Origin of the sequence: Streptomyces sp. NPDC127106, assembly GCF_042677605.1 — a bacterium.
GTDB lineage: Bacteria > Actinomycetota > Actinomycetes > Streptomycetales > Streptomycetaceae > Streptomyces.
In genome coordinates this window covers 106482-124666 of sequence record NZ_JBHXTC010000008.1, presented here as the reverse complement: position 1 = coordinate 124666, position 18185 = coordinate 106482, and the positions used below count along the sequence as shown (strand labels likewise).

Sequence of the window (18185 nt, the reverse complement as noted above, 5' to 3'; positions counted from 1 at the left end):
CGGGGGCGGGCGTGTGCTGGAGAGAGCGACCGTCTGGGTGCGTCGGGGGCTCTGTGGGGGGGGGTGGCTGTCTCCCCCGGCCCCACCACCCCCCCCCCCCTCCCCTTTGCCTTGTTGCGGTTTCTCCTGATTCGGACCCTGGATACCATGCGCTCATGGGGCGTCGGTTGGTACCACTCACACTGGACAACCTCCAGGACCTGCCTCTGCGTTGCCGGTCCTGCGTGTTCTGGGAACTCGATCCTGTCAGCGGTGAGGCCGCAGCCAAGGCGGGGACTCCGGCCATGGAGAAGGAGGCGTGGATCTCCGCGGTCCTGCTGGAGTGGGGCTCGTGCGGCCGTGTGGTCTATGTGGACGAGGTACCGGTGGGGTTCGTCCTGTACGCGCCGCCTGCGTACGTGCCCAGGTCCACGGCCTTTCCGACGAGCCCGGTGTCCCCGGACGCGGTGCAGCTGATCACGGCATGGATCATGCCGGGGTATCAGGGGCAGGGCCTTGGGCGGGTGATGGTGCAGACAGTGGCCAAGGACCTGTTGCGGCGGGGCTTCCGGGCGATCGAGGCCTTCGGCGACGCGCACTGGGAAGGGCCCGCGTGCCTGCTGCCGGCGGATCACTTGCTCGCGGTGGGCTTCAAGACGGTGCGCCCCCATCCGGTGCATCCGCGGCTGAGGTTGGAGCTGCGTTCGACGCTGTCGTGGAAGGAAGACGTGGAACTGGCGCTGGACCGGCTGCTGGGCGCCGCCCGGAAGGAGCCTGCCCTGCGCCCCCTGTGACAGGACGGCGGCGGGCAACCGGGTCGGCTTGCCCCGGTCGGGTCCGGAGCGTGAAACGGGGCCGCCCCTTGCCAGGGCGGCCCCGTTTCACGTGAAACATTGCTATCAGACGGCCTTGGCCTCGATGAAGGAGTCGAGGTCACGCACGATGGCGGCCTTCGGCTTGGCACCGACGATGGTCTTCACGACCTCGCCGCCCTGGTAGACGTTCAGGGTCGGGATCGACATGACGCCGTACTTCGCGGCCGTGCCCGGGTTCTGGTCGATGTTGAGCTTGACGATCTCGATCTGGTCGCCGTACTCGGCCGCGATGGCCTCCAGGGACGGAGCGATCTGGCGGCAGGGACCGCACCACTCGGCCCAGAAGTCCACCAGGACGGGCTTCTCGCTCTGGAGGACCTCGGTGTCGAAGTCGGCGTCGGTCACGTTCTTGAGGGTGCCGGCCACAGCGGCCTCCTATTTCTTCCTGCGGGGTGTTGAGGTGGGGGGTGTCTGGGGTCAGACCAGCGCGGGGGCCTTCTCGGCGTCCGAGAGGGCGGCGAGGAAGCGCTCGGCGTCGAGGGCGGCGGCGCAGCCCGTGCCGGCGGCGGTGATGGCCTGACGGTACGTGTGGTCCACGACATCGCCGGCGCCGAACACGCCGGGGACGTTGGTGCGCGTGGAGGGGGCGTCGACCTTGAGGTAGCCCTCGTCGTCGAGCTCCAGCTGGTCCTTGAACAGTTCGGTGCGGGGGTCGTGGCCGACGGCGATGAACAGGCCGGTCACGGCAAGCTCGGAAGTCTCACTGGTCTTGGTGTTGCGCAGGGTGAGGTGGGACAGCTTCTGGTCGCCGTGGATCTCGGAGACCTCGCTGTCCCAGGCGAACTTGATCTTCGGGTCGGCGAAGGCCCGGTCCTGCATGGCCTTGGAAGCGCGCAGGGCATCGCGGCGGTGAACGACCGTCACGGACTTGGCGAACCGGGAGAGGAAGGTGGCCTCCTCGATCGCGGTGTCGCCGCCGCCGACGACGGCGATGTCCTGGTCCTTGAAGAAGAAACCGTCGCAGGTGGCGCACCAGGAGACACCGCGGCCGGAGAGGGCGTCCTCGTTGGGCAGGCCGAGCTTGCGGTGCTGGGAGCCGGTGGCCACGATCACGGCCTTGGCGCGGTGCACGGTGCCGACCGAGTCGGTCACGGTCTTGATCTCGCCGCTGAGGTCCACGGACACGATGTCGTCCGCGATGAGCTCCGCACCGAAGCGCTCGGCCTGGCCGCGCATGTTGTCCATGAGGTCCGGCCCCATGATGCCGTCCTGGAAGCCGGGGAAGTTCTCGACCTCGGTGGTGTTCATCAGCGCGCCACCGGCGGTGACGGCGCCTTCGAAGACCAGCGGCTTGAGCGAAGCACGTGCGGTGTACAGGGCGGCGGTGTAACCGGCGGGCCCGGAACCGATGATGATCACGTTTCGTACGTCGCTCACGGGTCTCTTCCTCGTCTCTGTGGACTGCGCGCTGCTGGCCCTGCAGGGCCGGTGTGGAGTCTCACCCCACCCAACGGATCCTAAGGCGCGAGCATTCCCGGGCTGCTCACCCACGAGCCCCAAGCTGTCAGCTTCGAGGGTAGGTCCTGGACAGCAGGGGCCGGCCCGTGCCGTCCGACGGGGTGACCGCACAGTCGGCGCCGACGAGGTAGGCGTCCACCCTGCCGGCGTCGCCGAGATGCGGAAGGACGAGCAGGTAGACCTCGCTGCCCTGATAGGTACCGCGCTCCACGGCGAGCGGAGTCTCGCCGCGGCCGGTGGCGTTCAGGGCGCAGGGCGGAACCACGGTGGCGTCCGTGCCCGCCCGGTCGCCCGGGGAGGCGTTCTCCAGACCGTAAGTGCTGTTCTCCTGCTGGGCCTGGGGCGACGCCTTTCTGGCGCCCTCTGCCGAGGCCAGGAGGCGGTTCACGCTGTCCCGGAGCCCCTGGGGGGTATAGGTGCCGTCGGCGGGGGCCTGGGCCGTGGCGCTCGTGGCGGACTTGCGGGCCGTCGTGTCCGGGGATCCACCCAGCAGATTGCCGGCGAGGAAGACCCCGAGTGCGCAGGCGGCGGCTCCGGCGAGGCCTGCGATGACCGCGACCCGGCGGCGGGCCCGGTGGCGCCCGGGACCGGTTGCGCCGATCGGGGGACTGGCGGGCCGGCGCGCGTCCCGTCGGGAGCGCGCAGCTGTCGTTGTTTCACGTGAAACAACTGGGGCGGTGTCGGACTTGTTGCCCGGTTCGGGCGTCGTGGAGTCCAGGAGTGCCTCGGCGGCCAGCGCCGCGTCGATGCGCCCGGCGATGTCCACGGGCATGCGGGGCGGCCCCGGCAGGGTGCCGAGCAGGCCGCGGATCTCCGCCAGAGACGCGTGCACGTCGGCGCACAGCGGGCACTCGGCCAGATGGCGGCGTACCTCCCCGGTCCGGACCGGGGAGAGGAGTCCCTCGGTCAGGTCAGAGATTTCGGAGACGTCAGGGTGCCGGATCGTGCCGGCTGCTGGAGTCACGTTCGTCCACCTCCGCCCTTCACCGTGTCTGCGCCTGGCGCTGGCTGACTGGGGTCTGCCGCTGGTGGGACGGGTGTCCCCGGCGTCCGGTTCCTTCCCCGCTCCGTGGCGGTGTTATCCCCGGCATTCGAGCGCAGATGAGCGAGCATCGGGACGAGTTTCGCCCGTCCCCTGGCACACCGGCTCTTCACCGTGCCGACAGGGATGTCGAGGACGCGGGCGGCCTCGGCGACGGAGTATCCCTGCATGTCGACCAGGACGAGAGCGGCCCGCTGGTCGGCCGGGAGGGTCGCGAGGGCGGCCAGCAGCTCGCGGTGGAGGTCCTCGCGCTCCGCGGGGGCCTCGGCGGACTCATGGGGCTCCAGGAGGCGCTCCAGGCGGTCCGTGTCATTGAGGGGGGCCGTTCTGCGGGAGGCGGCCTTGCGGGCCCGATCGAGGCAGGCGTTGACGGTGATCCGGTGCAGCCACGTGGTGACGGCGGACTCGCCGCGGAAGGAGTGTGCGGCCCGATAAGCGGATACGAGGGCGTCCTGCACGGCGTCGGCGGCCTCCTCGCGGTCACCGAGCGTGCGCAGGGCCACTGCCCACAGCCGGTCGCGGTGCCGGCGCACGAGCTCACCGAAGGCATCGGGGTCCCCGGCGACGTGCCGTGCCAGCAGCTCCCGGTCGCTGTCCTCGCCGTTCGTTGCGTCGTACATCACACCTCCCCTCCCGGAGGGAGAGTACGGGGCGGGCGGGACGAATACGAGGGTCCGCTGCGCCGTCGGCGCTGCGGACCCTCGACGACTTCAGTACCCGGGACTAGTCGGCCGGTCCGAACACCCTGATCTCGCTGATGCCGCCCCGCCAGCTGCCCCCGCCGTTCTCAGCGGGCAGGTTGGTGATGTGGATCACCAGGAAGCGGGTCTTCACCGGAGTGCCGGTCTTGATCTCCAACTTCTTCCCCGCGACGTGCAGCTTGGAGACTTCCTGCGGGAACTGGGAGAGGGAGCGTGCGGAGGTCGCCTCGGCGGCGGCCGCACGGACCTCGACCTTGTGGCCCGCGCTGTACATGTCCGCTTCGACGCCGGTCACCTCCCGGACGCTGCCGAGGTCGACGATGATGCCGCTGCCGTCGTCGTAGGAGTCGAGGTTGCCGAAGTTCGAGGAGAACAAGAACATCTTGGTGACCCAGGCCGTCTCGGGGTTTTTGTCCACGGCCCTGCCGACGTCCTCGGCCTTGATCGGCTCCTTGCCGAAGACCGTCGCGTTGCTGATGGGCAGCTGCGTGATCTCCTTGACGGGCTTCTGGTCTTCTCCGGTCTGGGCGGGCTGCGTGGGGTTGCCGTTGCTGCCGCTGTTGCCCTTGACCCGGTCCAGCAGTGTGTCGGCCAGTTGCCAGCTGCCCAGGCCCAGAGCGGCGATCAGCAGGGCTGCGACGCCCCACTTCAGGACACGGCCCGTACGGCTCTGCAGCGGGGGCGGAGGCGGGACGGGGATGGGGTGCGTGACGGGTGCGCCGGGGCGTGTCGGCGGACGGCCGTAGCTGCCCTGCTGGTAGGTGGTCTGCTGGTACTCGGGCGGCGGGGTGAACGCCGGCTCCGGCGGCCGGATGCGCGGCATCGCGGCAACCGCCTTGGCCAGTTCTTCCGGGGTGGTGCAGGCGGGCTCCTGGCGGGACGCAGTCGCCCCGTCGTTGGCGAGGGCGCGCATGGCGAGCTCGCCCAGGCCGCGGTGGACGCCGGCACGGACCTGGTCGGGCGGGAGCAGGCCCACGCCCTTGGGCAGGCCGGAGAGGCCGTACGCGTCGTTCTCGTACGGCCAGCGCTGGGTCAGGGCGGCGTACAGGAGTGCGCCGATGGCCTCGGTGTCCGCGCGCTGCGGGGTGTCGCTGGTGATGCCGCGCAGGGCGGCGTTCACGGCGAGGCCGCGGATGCGGTACTGGCCGGTGGAGGTGCGCAGTATGGCGCTGGGCGTCAGGCGCAGGTGGGACAAGCCCTCGCGGTGGGCGGCTGCCATGGCCTGGGAGACCTGGCTGACCAGCTGGTAGGCGTCGTGGGGCTCCAGGGGGCCGGAGGCGAGGACTGCCGTCAGCTCGGTGGCATCGGGCAGCCACTCGTGGACCACGTAGACGAGGTCGCTGTCCTCCACCGCGTCGAGGACCTGGACGAAGCGGGGGTCGCCCAGCAGGGCGGAGGAGCGGGCCGCGGCCAGGACCGCGCGGGCGCGCGGGTGGTCGGCTGGCAGTACGTGGACGCCGACGGCCCGCCGCAGCTTCTCGTCCACCGCCCGCCAGCTGCTGAATCCGTCCAGACGGGTGACGCACTCCTCCAGGCGGTAGCGCCGTGCCAGCTTGTGGCCGCTGTGGAGTTCGGGCGCGGCGGCAGAAGCCGCGTTCCTGCGTTCGCCGTCCTTCTCTGGCATGGGTCCGTCCGCGGCTCGTCCGTTCTGGGTGTCCACCCCGTCGGCCGTGGCCTTGGCCGCATCTGCGACCAGCGGCTGCTCGCCGCCGTTGTCGGCCACGTCGACGGCAGCCGTGCTACGTTCCGCCACCGTCGTTCCTGCCTCCCCATCCGTTACGCGCTGTCGGCCAGTCTGCGAAGCCATGCCAATTGTGCCCACAGTCCGGCGCTATGCACGACACGCGAAGGGGTACGACGGTTGTGCGCATCTAGCGCCCCATGCGCCCGCGGACCATTCCGACCATGGCGTTGAGCTCTTCGATCCGCATCCGCTTGGCCGCGAGCAGGAAGACACCGCCCAGGGCGATGCCACCGACGACCAGCGCGGTGAGGGAACCGAGGACTCCGCTACCCAGCCACTGCATGATGGCGTAGGCGGCACCGCCGGCCACGGCGGCCGCCGGGATGCAAGCACCGATGAGACGGGTGTAAGTGCGCCGCACGTGGGCGCCGTCCAGGTCCCCGCCGAGCCGCTTGCGCAGACGCTTCCAGGCGACGCCCACACCCACGGCGTAGCCGAGGCCGTAGGCGGCGGCCATGCCGACGACCGCCCAGCGCGCGGGAAGGACGAAGAACGCGGCGGCGGAGACGGAGGCGTTGACCGCGGCGACGATGACGGTGTTGTAGAAGGGCGTGCGCGTGTCCTCGTACGCGTAGAAGCCGCGCAGGACCACGTACTGGACCGAGTACGGGATGAGCCCGAGGCCGAAGGCCATCAGGATGTAGCCGATGTTCTGGGCGCCGGAGCCCGAGCCCGCGTAGAGCAGCGTGGCCATGGGGACACCGAGGGCGAGGAAGGCGAAGGCACACGGCACGATCGCGACGGCCGAGGTGCGCAGCCCGTAGGAGATGTCGTCGCGGACGGCGGCGGCGTCCCCGTCGTGGGCGGAGCGGGAAATCCGGGGCAGGACGGCCGTCATGACGGAGACGGTGATGATCGCCTGAGGCATCTGCCACAGCAGCAGCGCGTACTGGTAGCCGGTGAAGCCGGTGCCGGGGTGGCCTTGCTTCTCGGCGATCGAACCGGCCCAGGTGGCGAGCTGGGTCACCACGACCAGGCCGATCTGGTTGGCGAGGACGAAGAAGAACGTCCACTTGGCCAGGCCGGCGGCCTTGCCGAGGCCGTGGCCCTTCCAGTCGAAGCGCAGGCGCGGCGAGAACCCGGCGTCGCGCAGGTACGGCAGCATCGCCAGGGCCTGCACGACGAGGCCGAGGAGGGTGCCGATGCCGAGCAGGCGCACGCCCTCCGGGGTGACCGTGGCGGCGCTGACGCCGGAGGTGGTGAAGCCGCCGAAGGCCCAGATGAACGTGCCGAAGGTGGCGATGACCACGATGTTGTTGAGCACCGGGGTCCACATCATCGCGCCGAACCGGCCGCGGGCATTGAGGATCTGACCGAGCACCACGTGCACGCCCATGAAGAACATGGTGGGCAGGCAGTAGCGGGCGAAGGCGACCGCGACCTCCATCTGCTGTGGATCGGAGGCGATCTTCGGCGACATCATGGTGATGAACACCGGCGCGGCCAGCACGCAGACCGTGGTGACGGCGGCGAGCAGGACGACGACCAGGGTCAGCAGCCGGTTGGCGTACGCCTCGCCGCCGTCCTCGTCGTTCTTCATGGCCCGGACGAGCTGGGGGATGAAGACGGCGTTCAGGGCGCCGCCACCGACCAGCACGTAGATCATCGTCGGCAGCGTGTTGGCGATCTGGTACGTGTCGTTGAAGGTGCCGACGCCGATGGCGGCAGCGACGGCCAGGGTCTTCAGGAAGCCGGTGATGCGGGAGACGATCGTTCCGGCGGCCATCAGCGCACTGGACTTGAGGAGGCCGGCGGCCCGGCCGGCCGGCTTGCTCGGCGCCGGGGCGGCGACGGGCGCGTCCTCGGCGGGGGTACCGGGCGCTGCCTGCTGGTCCTTGTACAGGTGGGCGAAGGCGTCGGGCTCGGCCTCCTCCTCCGCCGCGCTGGTGACCAGGGAGTCCACGCCCACGAACTGGGTGGTGGCCGGGCGGTCGCCGTACGGCAGGTGGCGGGACGGGCCGTCCGGCTCGGGCGGCGGGGTCTGGGCCCACACGCGCGGGTCGGGGCCCTGCTGCTGCGTCCGCGGCGCCCCGTAGAGCGGGCCCGGGTCCTGGTAGGTCCCGGGAGGCGGCGGGGGGTGGGACGCCCGGTCGTAGAGCACCTCGGCCACCGGGTCCTGGGCCGACAGGTCCTGCGACCGGTACGGGTCGTGGTCGTAGGCGCCCTGGACGTACGGGTCGCGGCCCGCTGCGGGACCGGCCCCGGGAGCCTGCCCGGGCAGCCTCATGCCCGGATCGGCGCCCGAGGAGGGCGCGGGCGCGCCAGTGCCCTGTGCGCGGTCACCGTCGTACGGCGCGTTCATCGAAACCCCACCTCATCGTCCCAGGCCGGCCGGCCACGGCATCGCTCAACGGTCCACTGTCTCACCCGCGCCGGACGGGCTGGTGCTTTGCGGTCCGGTGTCCGGGGTCCCGTCACTCGGCTGCGTGCTCTCCTCGGCGGCGGCCGCACGGGCTGCGACGCGCTTGCGGCTGGCGTACATCTTGATGCCTGCCAGGACCAGGAGCAGCACTCCGCCGGCGATGACGAGCATCACAGTCGGTGTGATCTCGGTGGCCTCGACGGTGAACCTGCGCTCCTTGCCGTAGGGCACACCGTCTGTGGTGAAGAGCTGCGCGGTGACCTCGACGGGGCCGCTCGCGGTGGCGTTGGCGGTGAACTTGACCGTCTGGCTGTGGCCGCCCTGGACGGTGACCTGCTGCTCGGCCTCGCCGCCGTCGCCGAACATCAGGCGGGTCGGGTTGGCGGACTTCACGCGCAGGACGAGGTTGTGGACGTCCTGGACGAGGCTGTTCTGGACGCTGACCGGGATGGTCGCGCTGTGTCCGGACAGGGTGGCGTCGGACTTGGGGACGACCTTGACCTTCTCGGTCAGGCCGATGAGGTATTCCTGCACCTGGTTGCGGTAGTGCCCCGCGTCCTGGGGGTGGCCCCGCCAGGAGGTCGACATCTCGCGGTTGGTGGTGTTGCCGAACGGGATCTCGACGCGGTCGGGCAAGGTCAGGATGACCTTGAAGTGGTCGAGGGTGTTCTGGGTGGTGCGGATCTTCTCGAACGCGGCGACGGGCAGCTCGGTCTTGCGCAGCGCCTCGGGGTACTGGCCGGCGCCCGGGACCTGGGTGTTGACGCCGGGGTCGGGCTTGGCCGCCGCGGCGGCGTCGAGGTCCGCGGGCTGCGTCCAGCGGCCCGCCTGCAGGGCCCTCAGCGCATCGGCCATCGACTGCGCCTGGCTGGCGCTGGGCATCCGCTGGGGGGTGACGACGAAGCTGCGCTGGCTGTCGGTCTTCTGCAGGTTGAGGGCCAGGCTGTGGGCGAGGAAGCGCTGGACGGCCAGCGTGGAGTTCCCGGCGTTCAGCATGTCGCCCTCGAAGGCGGTCGACAGGTCTGCGTCGGCGACGACGGCGGTGGTGCCCGCGCCGATGGGGCGGGCAGCCGACGGGGTGTAGCCGAGGGCGCCGGTCTCCTGGAGGCTGTCGCTGCGGGCGAGGACGTGGTGGGCGCCCGCCGAGGTGGCGACGTTGACGATCGACGGGTCGATGGCGCCGTCCACGGGCCAGGAGAAGTCGGTGGACGGGGTGACGTGCAGGACGGTCTCCACCGCCTGCTTCGCCTTGTCGGTGGCGGGCCGCAGCTGGCCGAGGGTGCCGGAGACGTCCTTGCCCTGGTGGGCGAGGGAGGCGATGTCCGGGTCGGCGAACGGCAGCGCGACGACCTTCTTGCCGTGGACGGCCGCTTCGAGTGAGTTCAGCCACTGCTCGGCGACGGCCTTGTTCCGGCCCTGGACGATCTTTCCGTCCGGGGTGCGGTACCGGTACCCCTTGGTCATCGCGTCGACCGTGTACAGCAGGTCGGGATCGATGACCCAGGTGATCGGCAGCTCCTTGCCCAGCGAGACCATCCGCTCCAGGCGGCCTCCGGTCCTGAGCTCCTCGGCGAGGGAGTCGTCGAGGAAGACGGGTGTCTGCACCTCGTCCGAGCCGGTTTCCGCGGTCAGCCGCGTCGACGAGACCAGCGGCCACAGGTAGGTGAGCTGGGAGCGCTTGCCGGCGGGTTCCGGCTGCCAGGGCAGGAAGGTCCGCTTGATGCCCAGCACCTGCTCGTAGGGGCGGCTCTCGGTCTCCCCGGACAGCGATACGCCCAGCTGGTACACGCCCTCCTTGTCCAGCTCCAGCTTGTTCACCGGGATCGAGAGGGTGAACGTCTGACTGGCCTTGGAGGGCAGCGAGGCGATCTTCGCGGAATAGGTCTGGTCGACCTCGCCGGGGTCCGTGCCGGCCCGGAAGCCGGCCCGCTCCGCTGCCTCGTCGATCGAGGCCCGGTCCCCGAGGACGGGCCCGACCCGCAGGCCCACGTGCGCACCCGTGATCGTCTCGCGGCCGGTGTTGACCACGGTGCCGGAGATCGTGAGCGTGTCGCCCTTGACCGGGGCTGCCGGCGCCAGGGTGTTCAACTGGACCTCGACGGTCCCCGCGTCGGCGGCCTGTGCCGGGGGCGCGGGTGAGGAGACGAGAGCGGCGAGGACGGGTGTCCCGGCCAGCAGGACGGCGGCGCGCCGCAGCCAGCGGCGCCGGGCAGGAGCGGGGGACGCCCCCTGGATGTCTGCCGCCTCGGCCACGCGCTAGCCCGTCCCTCGAAGTGTCTGTGGTCGTCGTGTGTGCGTCCAGGAATGGTAACGAGACCTGCTGCGTGCGAGTGCCGCGCCTTGCTCCACATGATCGGTTCGGTCCCGCAGGTGCCCTCGGGCGGGGTGGTCACAAACCCGGGAGCCCCTGCCGGGCCGGGCACGTACCCTTTTCTGTTGTGCCGAACGCCAACGAAGACAACCCCAGTGCCCTGAGTCAGGTGCAGCACCGCGCGGTCAGCGAACTGCTGCGGGTCGCCCCTGTCGCCGACGAGCTCGGCCTCCGCTTCCGGGAGGCGGGCTTCAGCCTTGCCCTCGTCGGCGGGTCCGTACGCGACGCGCTGCTCGGGCGTCTCGGCAACGATCTCGACTTCACCACCGATGCCCGGCCCGAGGACGTTCTGAAGATCGTCCGGCCGTGGGCGGACTCGGTCTGGGACGTCGGTATCGCCTTCGGCACGGTCGGGGCCCAGAAGGCGGGCTTCCAGATCGAGGTGACCACGTACCGCTCGGAGTCCTACGACCGGACCTCCCGCAAGCCCGAGGTCTCCTACGGCGACTCGATCGAGGAGGACCTCGTCCGCCGCGACTTCACCGTGAACGCGATGGCGGTCGCGCTGCCGGAGAAGGTGTTCGTGGACCCGCACGGCGGCCTGGAGGACCTCCAGGCGGGCGTGCTGCGCACCCCCGGCACGCCGGAGGCGTCGTTCTCCGACGACCCGCTGCGGATGCTGCGTGCTGCGCGCTTCGCCGCGCAGCTCGACTTCGAGGTCGCCCCCGAGGTCGTCACGGCGATGCAGGAGATGTCCGGGCGGATCGAGATCGTCTCGGCGGAGCGTGTGCAGGGCGAGCTGAACAAGCTGGTGCTGTCCGCGCACCCCCGCAAGGGCCTCGGCCTGCTCGTGGACACCGGGCTGGCCGACCACGTGCTGCCCGAGCTGCCCGCGCTGCGGCTGGAGCGTGACGAGCACCACCGGCACAAGGACGTCTACGACCACTCGCTGATCGTGCTCGAGCAGGCGATCGACCTGGAGGACGACGGCCCGGACCTGGTCCTGCGGCTCGCGGCCCTGCTCCACGACATCGGCAAGCCCCGCACCCGCCGGTTCGAGAGCGACGGCCGGGTCTCCTTCCATCACCACGAGGTGGTGGGGGCCAAGATGACCAAGAAGCGCATGACCGCGCTGAAGTACTCCAACGACATGATCAGGGACGTCTCCCGGCTGGTGGAGCTGCACCTGCGGTTCCACGGCTACGGGGACGGCGAGTGGACCGACTCTGCCGTGCGGCGCTACGTCCGCGACGCCGGCCCGCTGCTGGACCGGCTGCACAAACTGACCCGCTCGGACTGCACCACCCGCAACAAGCGCAAGGCCAGCGCCCTCTCTCGCACCTACGACAGCCTGGAGGAGCGCATCGCGCAGCTCCAGCAGCAGGAGGAGCTGGACGCGATCCGGCCGGACCTCGACGGCAACGAGATCATGCAGGAGCTGGGTGTCGGCCCGGGGCCGGTGATCGGGAAGGCCTACGCGTTCCTGCTGGACCTGCGGTTGGAGAACGGCCCCATGGAGCGGGACGCCGCCGTCGCCGCGCTCAAGGAGTGGTGGGCCGCGCAGGCCTGATCCACAGGTGTTCGGGGCGCTGTTTCACCGTGAAACAGCGCCCCGAACACGCTGCTGGGCGGATTCAGGGCTGTGTTTCACGTGAAACATCGCGCTGACGCCCGAGGTAGACGGCGGTCAGTGCGTAGAGCACCGAGACGGTCACGATGAGCACCGCGGACTGCCCGTCGGTGGGAAGCATCAGCGAGGACACGGCGGCCGCGAGGACGAAGGCGACGTTGAACAGCACGTCGTAGACCGAGAAGACCCGACCGCGGAAGTCGTCGTCCACCCGGGACTGCACGACGGTGTCGGTGGCGATCTTGGCGCCCTGGGTGGCGAGCCCGAGGACGAACGCCGCGACGAGCATCGGACCCGGCAGGAAGAACAGGCCGAGCGCGGGAACCAGCACGGCGGCCGTGGCCGAGCAGGCGGTGATCCAGCCGAGGGTGCCCAGGCGGCCCACCATCCAGGGCGTGACGACGGCGGCGGTGAAGAAACCGGCGCCGGATACGCCGACCGCGATGCCCAGCAGGGCGAGCCCGTCGGACTCGTTGTCCGACCAGGAATAGCGGCAGAGCATCAGCAGGGTGACCGTGAGGGCCCCGTAGCAGAAGCGCATCAGCGTCATCGCGGTGAGCGCCCGGGCGGCCTCGCGCCGGTGGGCCAGGTGCCGCAGCCCCTCGACCATGCCCCGGACGGTGAGGGCGATCCCTTCGGTGACCGTGGGGTGAATCACGCCGGCGCGGTGGTCGGGCCCCAGCAGGTCGGCCGCCAGGCGCAGCGAGACCAGTGCCGCACCGAGGTAGAGGCCGGCCCCGAGCAGGACGACGATGGCGTTGGAGTCGGAGGCCAGGAGACGTAGCAGGAAGGCCAGCCCCCCGCCGGCGGTGGCGGCGAGCGTTCCGGCGGTGGGAGAGAGCGCGTTGGCGGTGACCAGCTGGCCGGGCGCGACCACGCGGGGCAGGGAGGCGGCGAGCCCGGCCAGGACGAACCGGTTGACCGCGGTCACGGACAGCGCCGAGGCGTAAAAGAGCCAGTCGGGGACGTGCGCGACGATCAGCAGGCCGGTGATGCAGGCGAGGAAGGCCCGCAGCAGGTTGCCGTACAGGAAGACCTGGCGGCGGCGCCAGCGGTCCAGGAGCACCCCGGCGAAGGGGCCGATCACGGAGTACGGGAGCAGCAGGACCGCCATGGCCGAGGCGATCGCCGCGGGCGAGGTCTGCTTTTCCGGGGAGAACACCACGTAGGTGGCGAGCGCCACCTGATAGACGCCGTCGGCGGCCTGGGAGAGCAGCCGTACGGCGAGCAGGTTGCGGAAGTTCCTCAGGCGCAGGAGTACGCGCAGATCACGTACGACAGGCATGAGGGCAAGGGTCACACACGCGGAGGGTCCCCGGACACATTGCCCGGAGACCCTCCGCGGAAGAACAGTCGAAGACCAGGTGTCCTGGGACCCCGGTGGCTCGCGCCGTGTCCTGCTTAGCGCTCGACCTCACCCTTGATGAACTTCTCGACGTTCTCCAGGGCCTCGTCGTCGAAGTACTGGACCGGCGGGGACTTCATGAAGTAGCTGGAGGCCGACAGGATCGGGCCGCCGATACCGCGGTCCTTGGCGATCTTCGCGGCGCGCAGGGCGTCGATGATGACACCGGCGGAGTTCGGGGAGTCCCACACCTCGAGCTTGTACTCGAGGTTCAGCGGGACGTCGCCGAAGGCACGGCCCTCGAGGCGGACGTAGGCCCACTTGCGGTCGTCGAGCCATGCGACGTAGTCGGAGGGGCCGATGTGGACGTTCTTCTCGCCGAGGTCGCGGTCGGGGATCTGCGAGGTGACGGCCTGCGTCTTGGAGATCTTCTTCGATTCCAGGCGGTCGCGCTCCAGCATGTTCTTGAAGTCCATGTTGCCGCCCACGTTGAGCTGCATGGTGCGCTCGAGACGGACACCGCGGTCCTCGAACAGCTTCGCCATCACGCGGTGCGTGATGGTGGCGCCGACCTGCGACTTGATGTCGTCGCCGACGATCGGGACACCGGCCTCGGTGAACTTGTCGGCCCACTCCTTGGTGCCGGCGATGAAGACCGGGAGGGCATTGACGAAGGCGACCTTGGCGTCGATGGCGCACTGGGCGTAGAACTTCGCCGCCTCTTCCGAGCCGACGGGCAGGTAGCAGACCAGAACATCGACCTCGCGGTCCTTGAGGACCTGGACCACGTCGACCGGGGCCTCGGAGGACTCCTCGATCGTCGCGCGGTAGTACTTGCCCAGGCCGTCCAGGGTGTGGCCGCGCTGGACGGTCACGCCGGAGGGCGGAACGTCGCAGATCTTGATGGTGTTGTTCTCGCTGGCGCCGATGGCGTCCGAGAGGTCGAGGCCGACCTTCTTCGCGTCGACGTCGAACGCGGCGACGAACTCGACGTCACCGACGTGGTAGTCGCCGAACTGGACGTGCATCAGCCCGGGAACCTTGGACGCCGGGTCGGCGTCCTTGTAGTACTCGACGCCCTGCACCAGCGAGGCGGCGCAGTTGCCCACGCCGACGATGGCTACGCGAACCGAACCCATTCCGGTTGCTCCCTGTTTGTTCTCGGACGAGGCCTGCGAGGTGCAGGTCTCACTTTGCGGTTTCGTCGGGCGGACCGGGTCGTCTCAGATCCCGTCCCGCCCGCTCACTCTCGATGAGCTCGTTCAGCCAGCGCACTTCGCGCTCCACGGACTCCATTCCGTGCCGCTGCAGCTCAAGCGTGTAGTCGTCGAGGCGCTCCCGCGTGCGGGCGAGCGAGGCGCGCATCTTCTCCAGGCGCTCCTCGAGCCGGCTGCGGCGGCCTTCGAGGACCCGCATGCGCACGTCCCGCTCGGTCTGGCCGAAGAAGGCGAACCGGGCGGCGAAGGACTCGTCCTCCCAGGTGTCGGGGCCCGTATGGGACAGGAGCTCCTCGAAATGCTCCTTACCGGCCGCCGTCAACCGGTAGACGATCTTGGCGCGGCGCCCTGCGAGTGAAGCGGCGAGGGCGTCTTCCGGGGCGCTGCCCGGCTCCTCGGCCAGCCAGCCGTTGGCCACCAACGTCTTGAGGCAGGGGTAGAGCGTGCCGTAGCTGAACGCCCGGAACACCCCCAGCGAGGTGTTGAGCCGCTTGCGCAGCTCGTAGCCGTGCATGGGGGCCTCGCGAAGCAGGCCGAGGACGGCGAACTCGAGGATGCCTGAGCGCCTGCTCATCCGCCTGCCTCCTTCGCCTCTGAGTTTTTATACCGAGCTGATGTATCGGCTCGATACATCCAGACGATAGAACGGGTGGTCTTCGGCGACAAGTGGCGATCTCGTGACCGGCATCACATCACCGATTCGCGCGATGCGAGTTGCCTGATTTGGGGTGAACTTCGGCACTGTTCGGGTTTTGAGCGTGCGTAGTCTTTGCGGCAGACACAGGGGGAACCGGAATTCAGCAGCCGCTTCCAGGCCAGTCGCCTGCCCGAGGAGTAGTCGTTCGATGAGCGAGCACCGCCGCAAACCGCCGCAGCCCGAGGGCAGCGGACGTGCCGCTGCCCGCCGGGCCGCCCAGCAGCGCCCCGGACGGGGCGCCGGGTCCACACGCGACGTCGTCACGACGTCGTACAGCGGACCGTACGCAGACCCCCGCGGCCACGGCAGCCGTGCAGAGGCGCGCCGTGCGACCCAGCGCGGATCCGGAACCCGGGGACGGGGCGCGGGCCGCCCCGACAAGCGGTTCGTCAACTACCCGCGCTCCGACAAGGACGGGTGGCAGCGCTTCGTGCCGTCGTGGAAGCTGGTGGGCGGTACGGCTCTGGGCTTCTTCGCGGTGATCACGGCAGGGGCCGGCATCGGCATCGCCGCGGTGAGCACGCCCAACCCGAACCTCGCCGCCAAGGCTCAGAACAACGTGTTCTTCTGGGACGACGGCACCCAGATGGTCGCCACCGGCGGCACCATGAACCGCCAGATCGTTCCCATCGACAAGATTCCCAAGTCGATGCAGAACGCCGTGATCGCCGCGGAGAACGAGTCCTTCGAGACGGACAAGGGCATCGACCCGATGGGTATCGCCCGTGCCGTGTGGAACATGGCCACGGGCGGCTCCACCCAGGGCGGCTCGACCATCACCCAGCAGTACGTGAAGAACACGTACCTCGACTCCGACCAGACCCTCAAGCGCAAGGTCACGGAGCTCTTCATCTCGATGAGGCTGGGCGTGTCCGAGGAGAAGGACACGATCCTCGCCGGCTACCTCAACACGGCCTACTACGGACGGGACGCCTACGGCATCCAGGCAGCCGCGCGCGCCTACTTCGGCAAGGACTGCTGGAACCTCACGCCCTCCGAGAGCGCTTTCCTGGCCTCCGTGCTCAAGGGCCCCAACCTCTACAACCCGGACGGCGGCATCGGGCCCGCCGCCACCCCCGAGGAGAACACCAAGCGGGCCCACCTCCGCTGGGCCTGGGTGCTCGACCGCGAGGTCGCCGTCGGTCGCATGCAGAAGTCGGAGCGTGACCAGTACAAGGAGTTCCCCAAGCTCGTCGACTCCGAGCAGGCCCGCAGCCTGTCCGGCCAGACCGGCTACCTGGTCGAGACGGCCAAGCAGTACGCCATGAAGGTCGCGAAGATCACCCCGGAGCAGATGGCCAGGGGCGGCTACCAGATCAAGACCACCTTCCAGAAGCCGAAGGTGGATGCCCTGGTCAAGGCGGTCGACGAGACCCGCAACGACTTCCTCGACGAGAAGGCGCGGCCCGAGTACGACACCTTCGTCCAGTTCGGCGCCGCCTCCGTGGACGTGAAGACCGGCGCGATCGTGGCCCTGTACGGCGGCCCGGGCATGGACAAGAAGCACTTCAGCAACAACGCCAACACCATCGGTGTCCCGGTCGGCTCGACCTGGAAGCCGTACGTGCTGGCGGCGGCGATGGAGTACGGCACCCAGAACTCCAAGGGCCAGGGCATCTCGCCCGACAGCAAGTACATGGCCAACGACCGTACGGTGATCAACAACCGTGAGGGCAAGCCGCTGCGCGACAACGCGGGCCAGCCGTTCCGGCAGAAGAACGAGAGCGAATACCCGTACGGCTACGTGACCCTCGACGAGGCGATGGAGAAGTCCATCAACGTGCCGTTCGCGCAGCTCGTCTTCGACGTCGGCCACAACAAGGTCCGCGAGGTGGCCAAGGCCACGGGCATCCTCCCGGACTCGATGAACCCGAACAACGACGCCTCGTTCGCCCTGGGCACCTCGACCCCGAGCGCCATCCGCATGGCCGACTCGTACGCCACCTTCGCGGCGTCCGGCATCCATCGCGAGCCCTTCTCCGTGCGCAGCGTGCAGAAGGACGGCAAGGACCTGCCCGGATTCGAGCCGCCCAAGGAGCAGCGGGCGATGGACGACTCCATCGCCGACAACGTCACCAAGGTGCTCGAGAACGTCGTGCAGAACGGCACCGGCACCAAGGCCAAGAAACTCGGCCGCCCGGCGGCCGGCAAGACCGGTACCACCGACTTCAACAAGTCGGCCTGGTTCGTCGGCTACACCCCGGAGCTGTCCACCTCGGTCACGCTCTTCCGTACCGACCCGAACTCGCCCGACAAGAAGCTGATCTCCATGAAGGGCGTGGGCGGTACCGACTCCATCCACGGTGGCGACATCCCCGCCGTGATCTGGACCGCCTACATGAAGGACGCGCTCAAGGACGCGCCGGTCAAGGCCTTCCCGACGCCCGACCCGATCGGTGTGATCGCGGACTCTGCCGGCGCCCCCTCGCCGAGCCCCTCCGTCTCGTCCTCGCCGTCCATGTCGGTGTCCCCGTCCCCGTCGGTGTCCCCCTCCCCGTCCCCGACGCCCTCCAGGGGCAGCAAGCCGTCCTGCAAGCCGTGGCAGCTGTGCATCCCTGACAGCGGCGGCAACACCGACGGCGGCAGCGACGGCGGCGGGTCCACCGGATCGCCGTCCCCGACCCCGTCGGGCAGGCCGGGTCGTCCCGGCAGCAGCAACTGGGGATCGTTCGCGGACGTGGGCTGACCCCGCCCCGTCCCCTGACCGGAGGAGGGGGGGGCCCGGGGGGGGGGCGGGGGGCCCCCCCCCCCCGCCCCCGCGCGCGCGGGGGGCGGGGGGGCGCGGGTGGGGGGGGGGAGCGCCGCCATGACCACACCGCGCGCG

At 69.9% G+C, this 18185-nt stretch carries 13 protein-coding genes; 3 read left to right on the top strand and 10 right to left on the bottom strand.

Going from position 1 to position 18185, the window contains the following annotated elements; all coding sequences use genetic code 11:
• The first annotated feature begins 155 nt into the window (after nucleotides 1-155).
• The gene (locus ACFVGY_RS11050; protein ID WP_385674305.1) at nucleotides 156-773 is read left to right on the top strand and encodes a GNAT family N-acetyltransferase; all 618 of its coding nucleotides are present in this window, start codon (nucleotides 156-158) and stop codon (nucleotides 771-773) included.
• A gap of 105 nt (nucleotides 774-878) precedes the next feature.
• On the opposite strand, the gene trxA is transcribed toward ACFVGY_RS11050, so the two are convergent.
• The 7 genes from trxA to ACFVGY_RS11015 all read right to left on the bottom strand — a co-directional run bounded on the left by trxA (nucleotide 879) and on the right by ACFVGY_RS11015 (nucleotide 10414).
• Nucleotides 879-1220, bottom strand: a complete 342-nt coding sequence (trxA, locus tag ACFVGY_RS11045; RefSeq protein WP_385674302.1) for a thioredoxin — start codon at nucleotides 1218-1220, stop codon at nucleotides 879-881.
• 51 nt (nucleotides 1221-1271) lie between these two features.
• Complete coding sequence (gene trxB, locus ACFVGY_RS11040; protein WP_385674299.1) at nucleotides 1272-2231, bottom strand: thioredoxin-disulfide reductase; 960 nt, start codon at nucleotides 2229-2231, stop codon at nucleotides 1272-1274.
• 127 nt (nucleotides 2232-2358) lie between these two features.
• Nucleotides 2359-3276 (bottom strand): anti-sigma factor family protein, encoded by a 918-nt coding sequence (locus tag ACFVGY_RS11035; protein ID WP_385674296.1) that lies wholly within the window; start codon nucleotides 3274-3276, stop codon nucleotides 2359-2361.
• Nucleotides 3273-3974, bottom strand: a complete 702-nt coding sequence (gene sigM / locus ACFVGY_RS11030; protein ID WP_385674293.1) for an RNA polymerase sigma factor SigM — start codon at nucleotides 3972-3974, stop codon at nucleotides 3273-3275. Before sigM ends, ACFVGY_RS11035 begins: the two co-directional genes overlap by 4 nt.
• A gap of 103 nt (nucleotides 3975-4077) precedes the next feature.
• Nucleotides 4078-5808 carry a protein kinase family protein gene (locus ACFVGY_RS11025; protein WP_385674290.1) on the bottom strand — a complete coding sequence of 577 codons (1731 nt, stop codon included), beginning with the start codon at nucleotides 5806-5808 and terminating at the stop codon, nucleotides 4078-4080.
• Between the two features lie 118 nt (nucleotides 5809-5926).
• Nucleotides 5927-8101 (bottom strand): murein biosynthesis integral membrane protein MurJ, encoded by a 2175-nt coding sequence (gene murJ / locus ACFVGY_RS11020; RefSeq protein ID WP_385674287.1) that lies wholly within the window; start codon nucleotides 8099-8101, stop codon nucleotides 5927-5929.
• A gap of 45 nt (nucleotides 8102-8146) precedes the next feature.
• On the bottom strand, nucleotides 8147-10414 hold the full coding sequence (locus ACFVGY_RS11015; RefSeq protein ID WP_385674284.1) for a DUF6049 family protein: 2268 nt from the start codon (nucleotides 10412-10414) through the stop codon (nucleotides 8147-8149).
• 185 nt (nucleotides 10415-10599) lie between these two features.
• On the opposite strand from ACFVGY_RS11015, the gene ACFVGY_RS11010 reads away from it, so the two are divergent.
• The gene (locus ACFVGY_RS11010) at nucleotides 10600-12042 is read left to right on the top strand and encodes a CCA tRNA nucleotidyltransferase (RefSeq protein ID WP_385674281.1); all 1443 of its coding nucleotides are present in this window, start codon (nucleotides 10600-10602) and stop codon (nucleotides 12040-12042) included.
• Nucleotides 12043-12106: 64 nt separating this feature from the next.
• On the opposite strand, the gene ACFVGY_RS11005 is transcribed toward ACFVGY_RS11010, so the two are convergent.
• From ACFVGY_RS11005 to ACFVGY_RS10995, 3 genes are all read right to left on the bottom strand, one after another.
• Nucleotides 12107-13387, bottom strand: coding sequence for an MFS transporter (locus tag ACFVGY_RS11005; RefSeq protein ID WP_385674278.1), 1281 nt, complete (start codon nucleotides 13385-13387; stop codon nucleotides 12107-12109).
• Nucleotides 13388-13503: 116 nt separating this feature from the next.
• On the bottom strand, nucleotides 13504-14586 hold the full coding sequence (locus tag ACFVGY_RS11000) for an inositol-3-phosphate synthase (RefSeq protein ID WP_360621226.1): 1083 nt from the start codon (nucleotides 14584-14586) through the stop codon (nucleotides 13504-13506).
• A gap of 49 nt (nucleotides 14587-14635) precedes the next feature.
• Nucleotides 14636-15238, bottom strand: a complete 603-nt coding sequence (locus tag ACFVGY_RS10995) for a helix-turn-helix transcriptional regulator (protein ID WP_385674276.1) — start codon at nucleotides 15236-15238, stop codon at nucleotides 14636-14638.
• 271 nt (nucleotides 15239-15509) lie between these two features.
• Between ACFVGY_RS10995 and ACFVGY_RS10990 the strand changes: the two genes are divergently transcribed.
• Nucleotides 15510-18047: a transglycosylase domain-containing protein gene (locus ACFVGY_RS10990; RefSeq protein ID WP_385674273.1), complete on the top strand. Its 2538-nt coding sequence runs from the start codon at nucleotides 15510-15512 to the stop codon at nucleotides 18045-18047.
• Nucleotides 18048-18185: the final 138 nt, after the last annotated feature.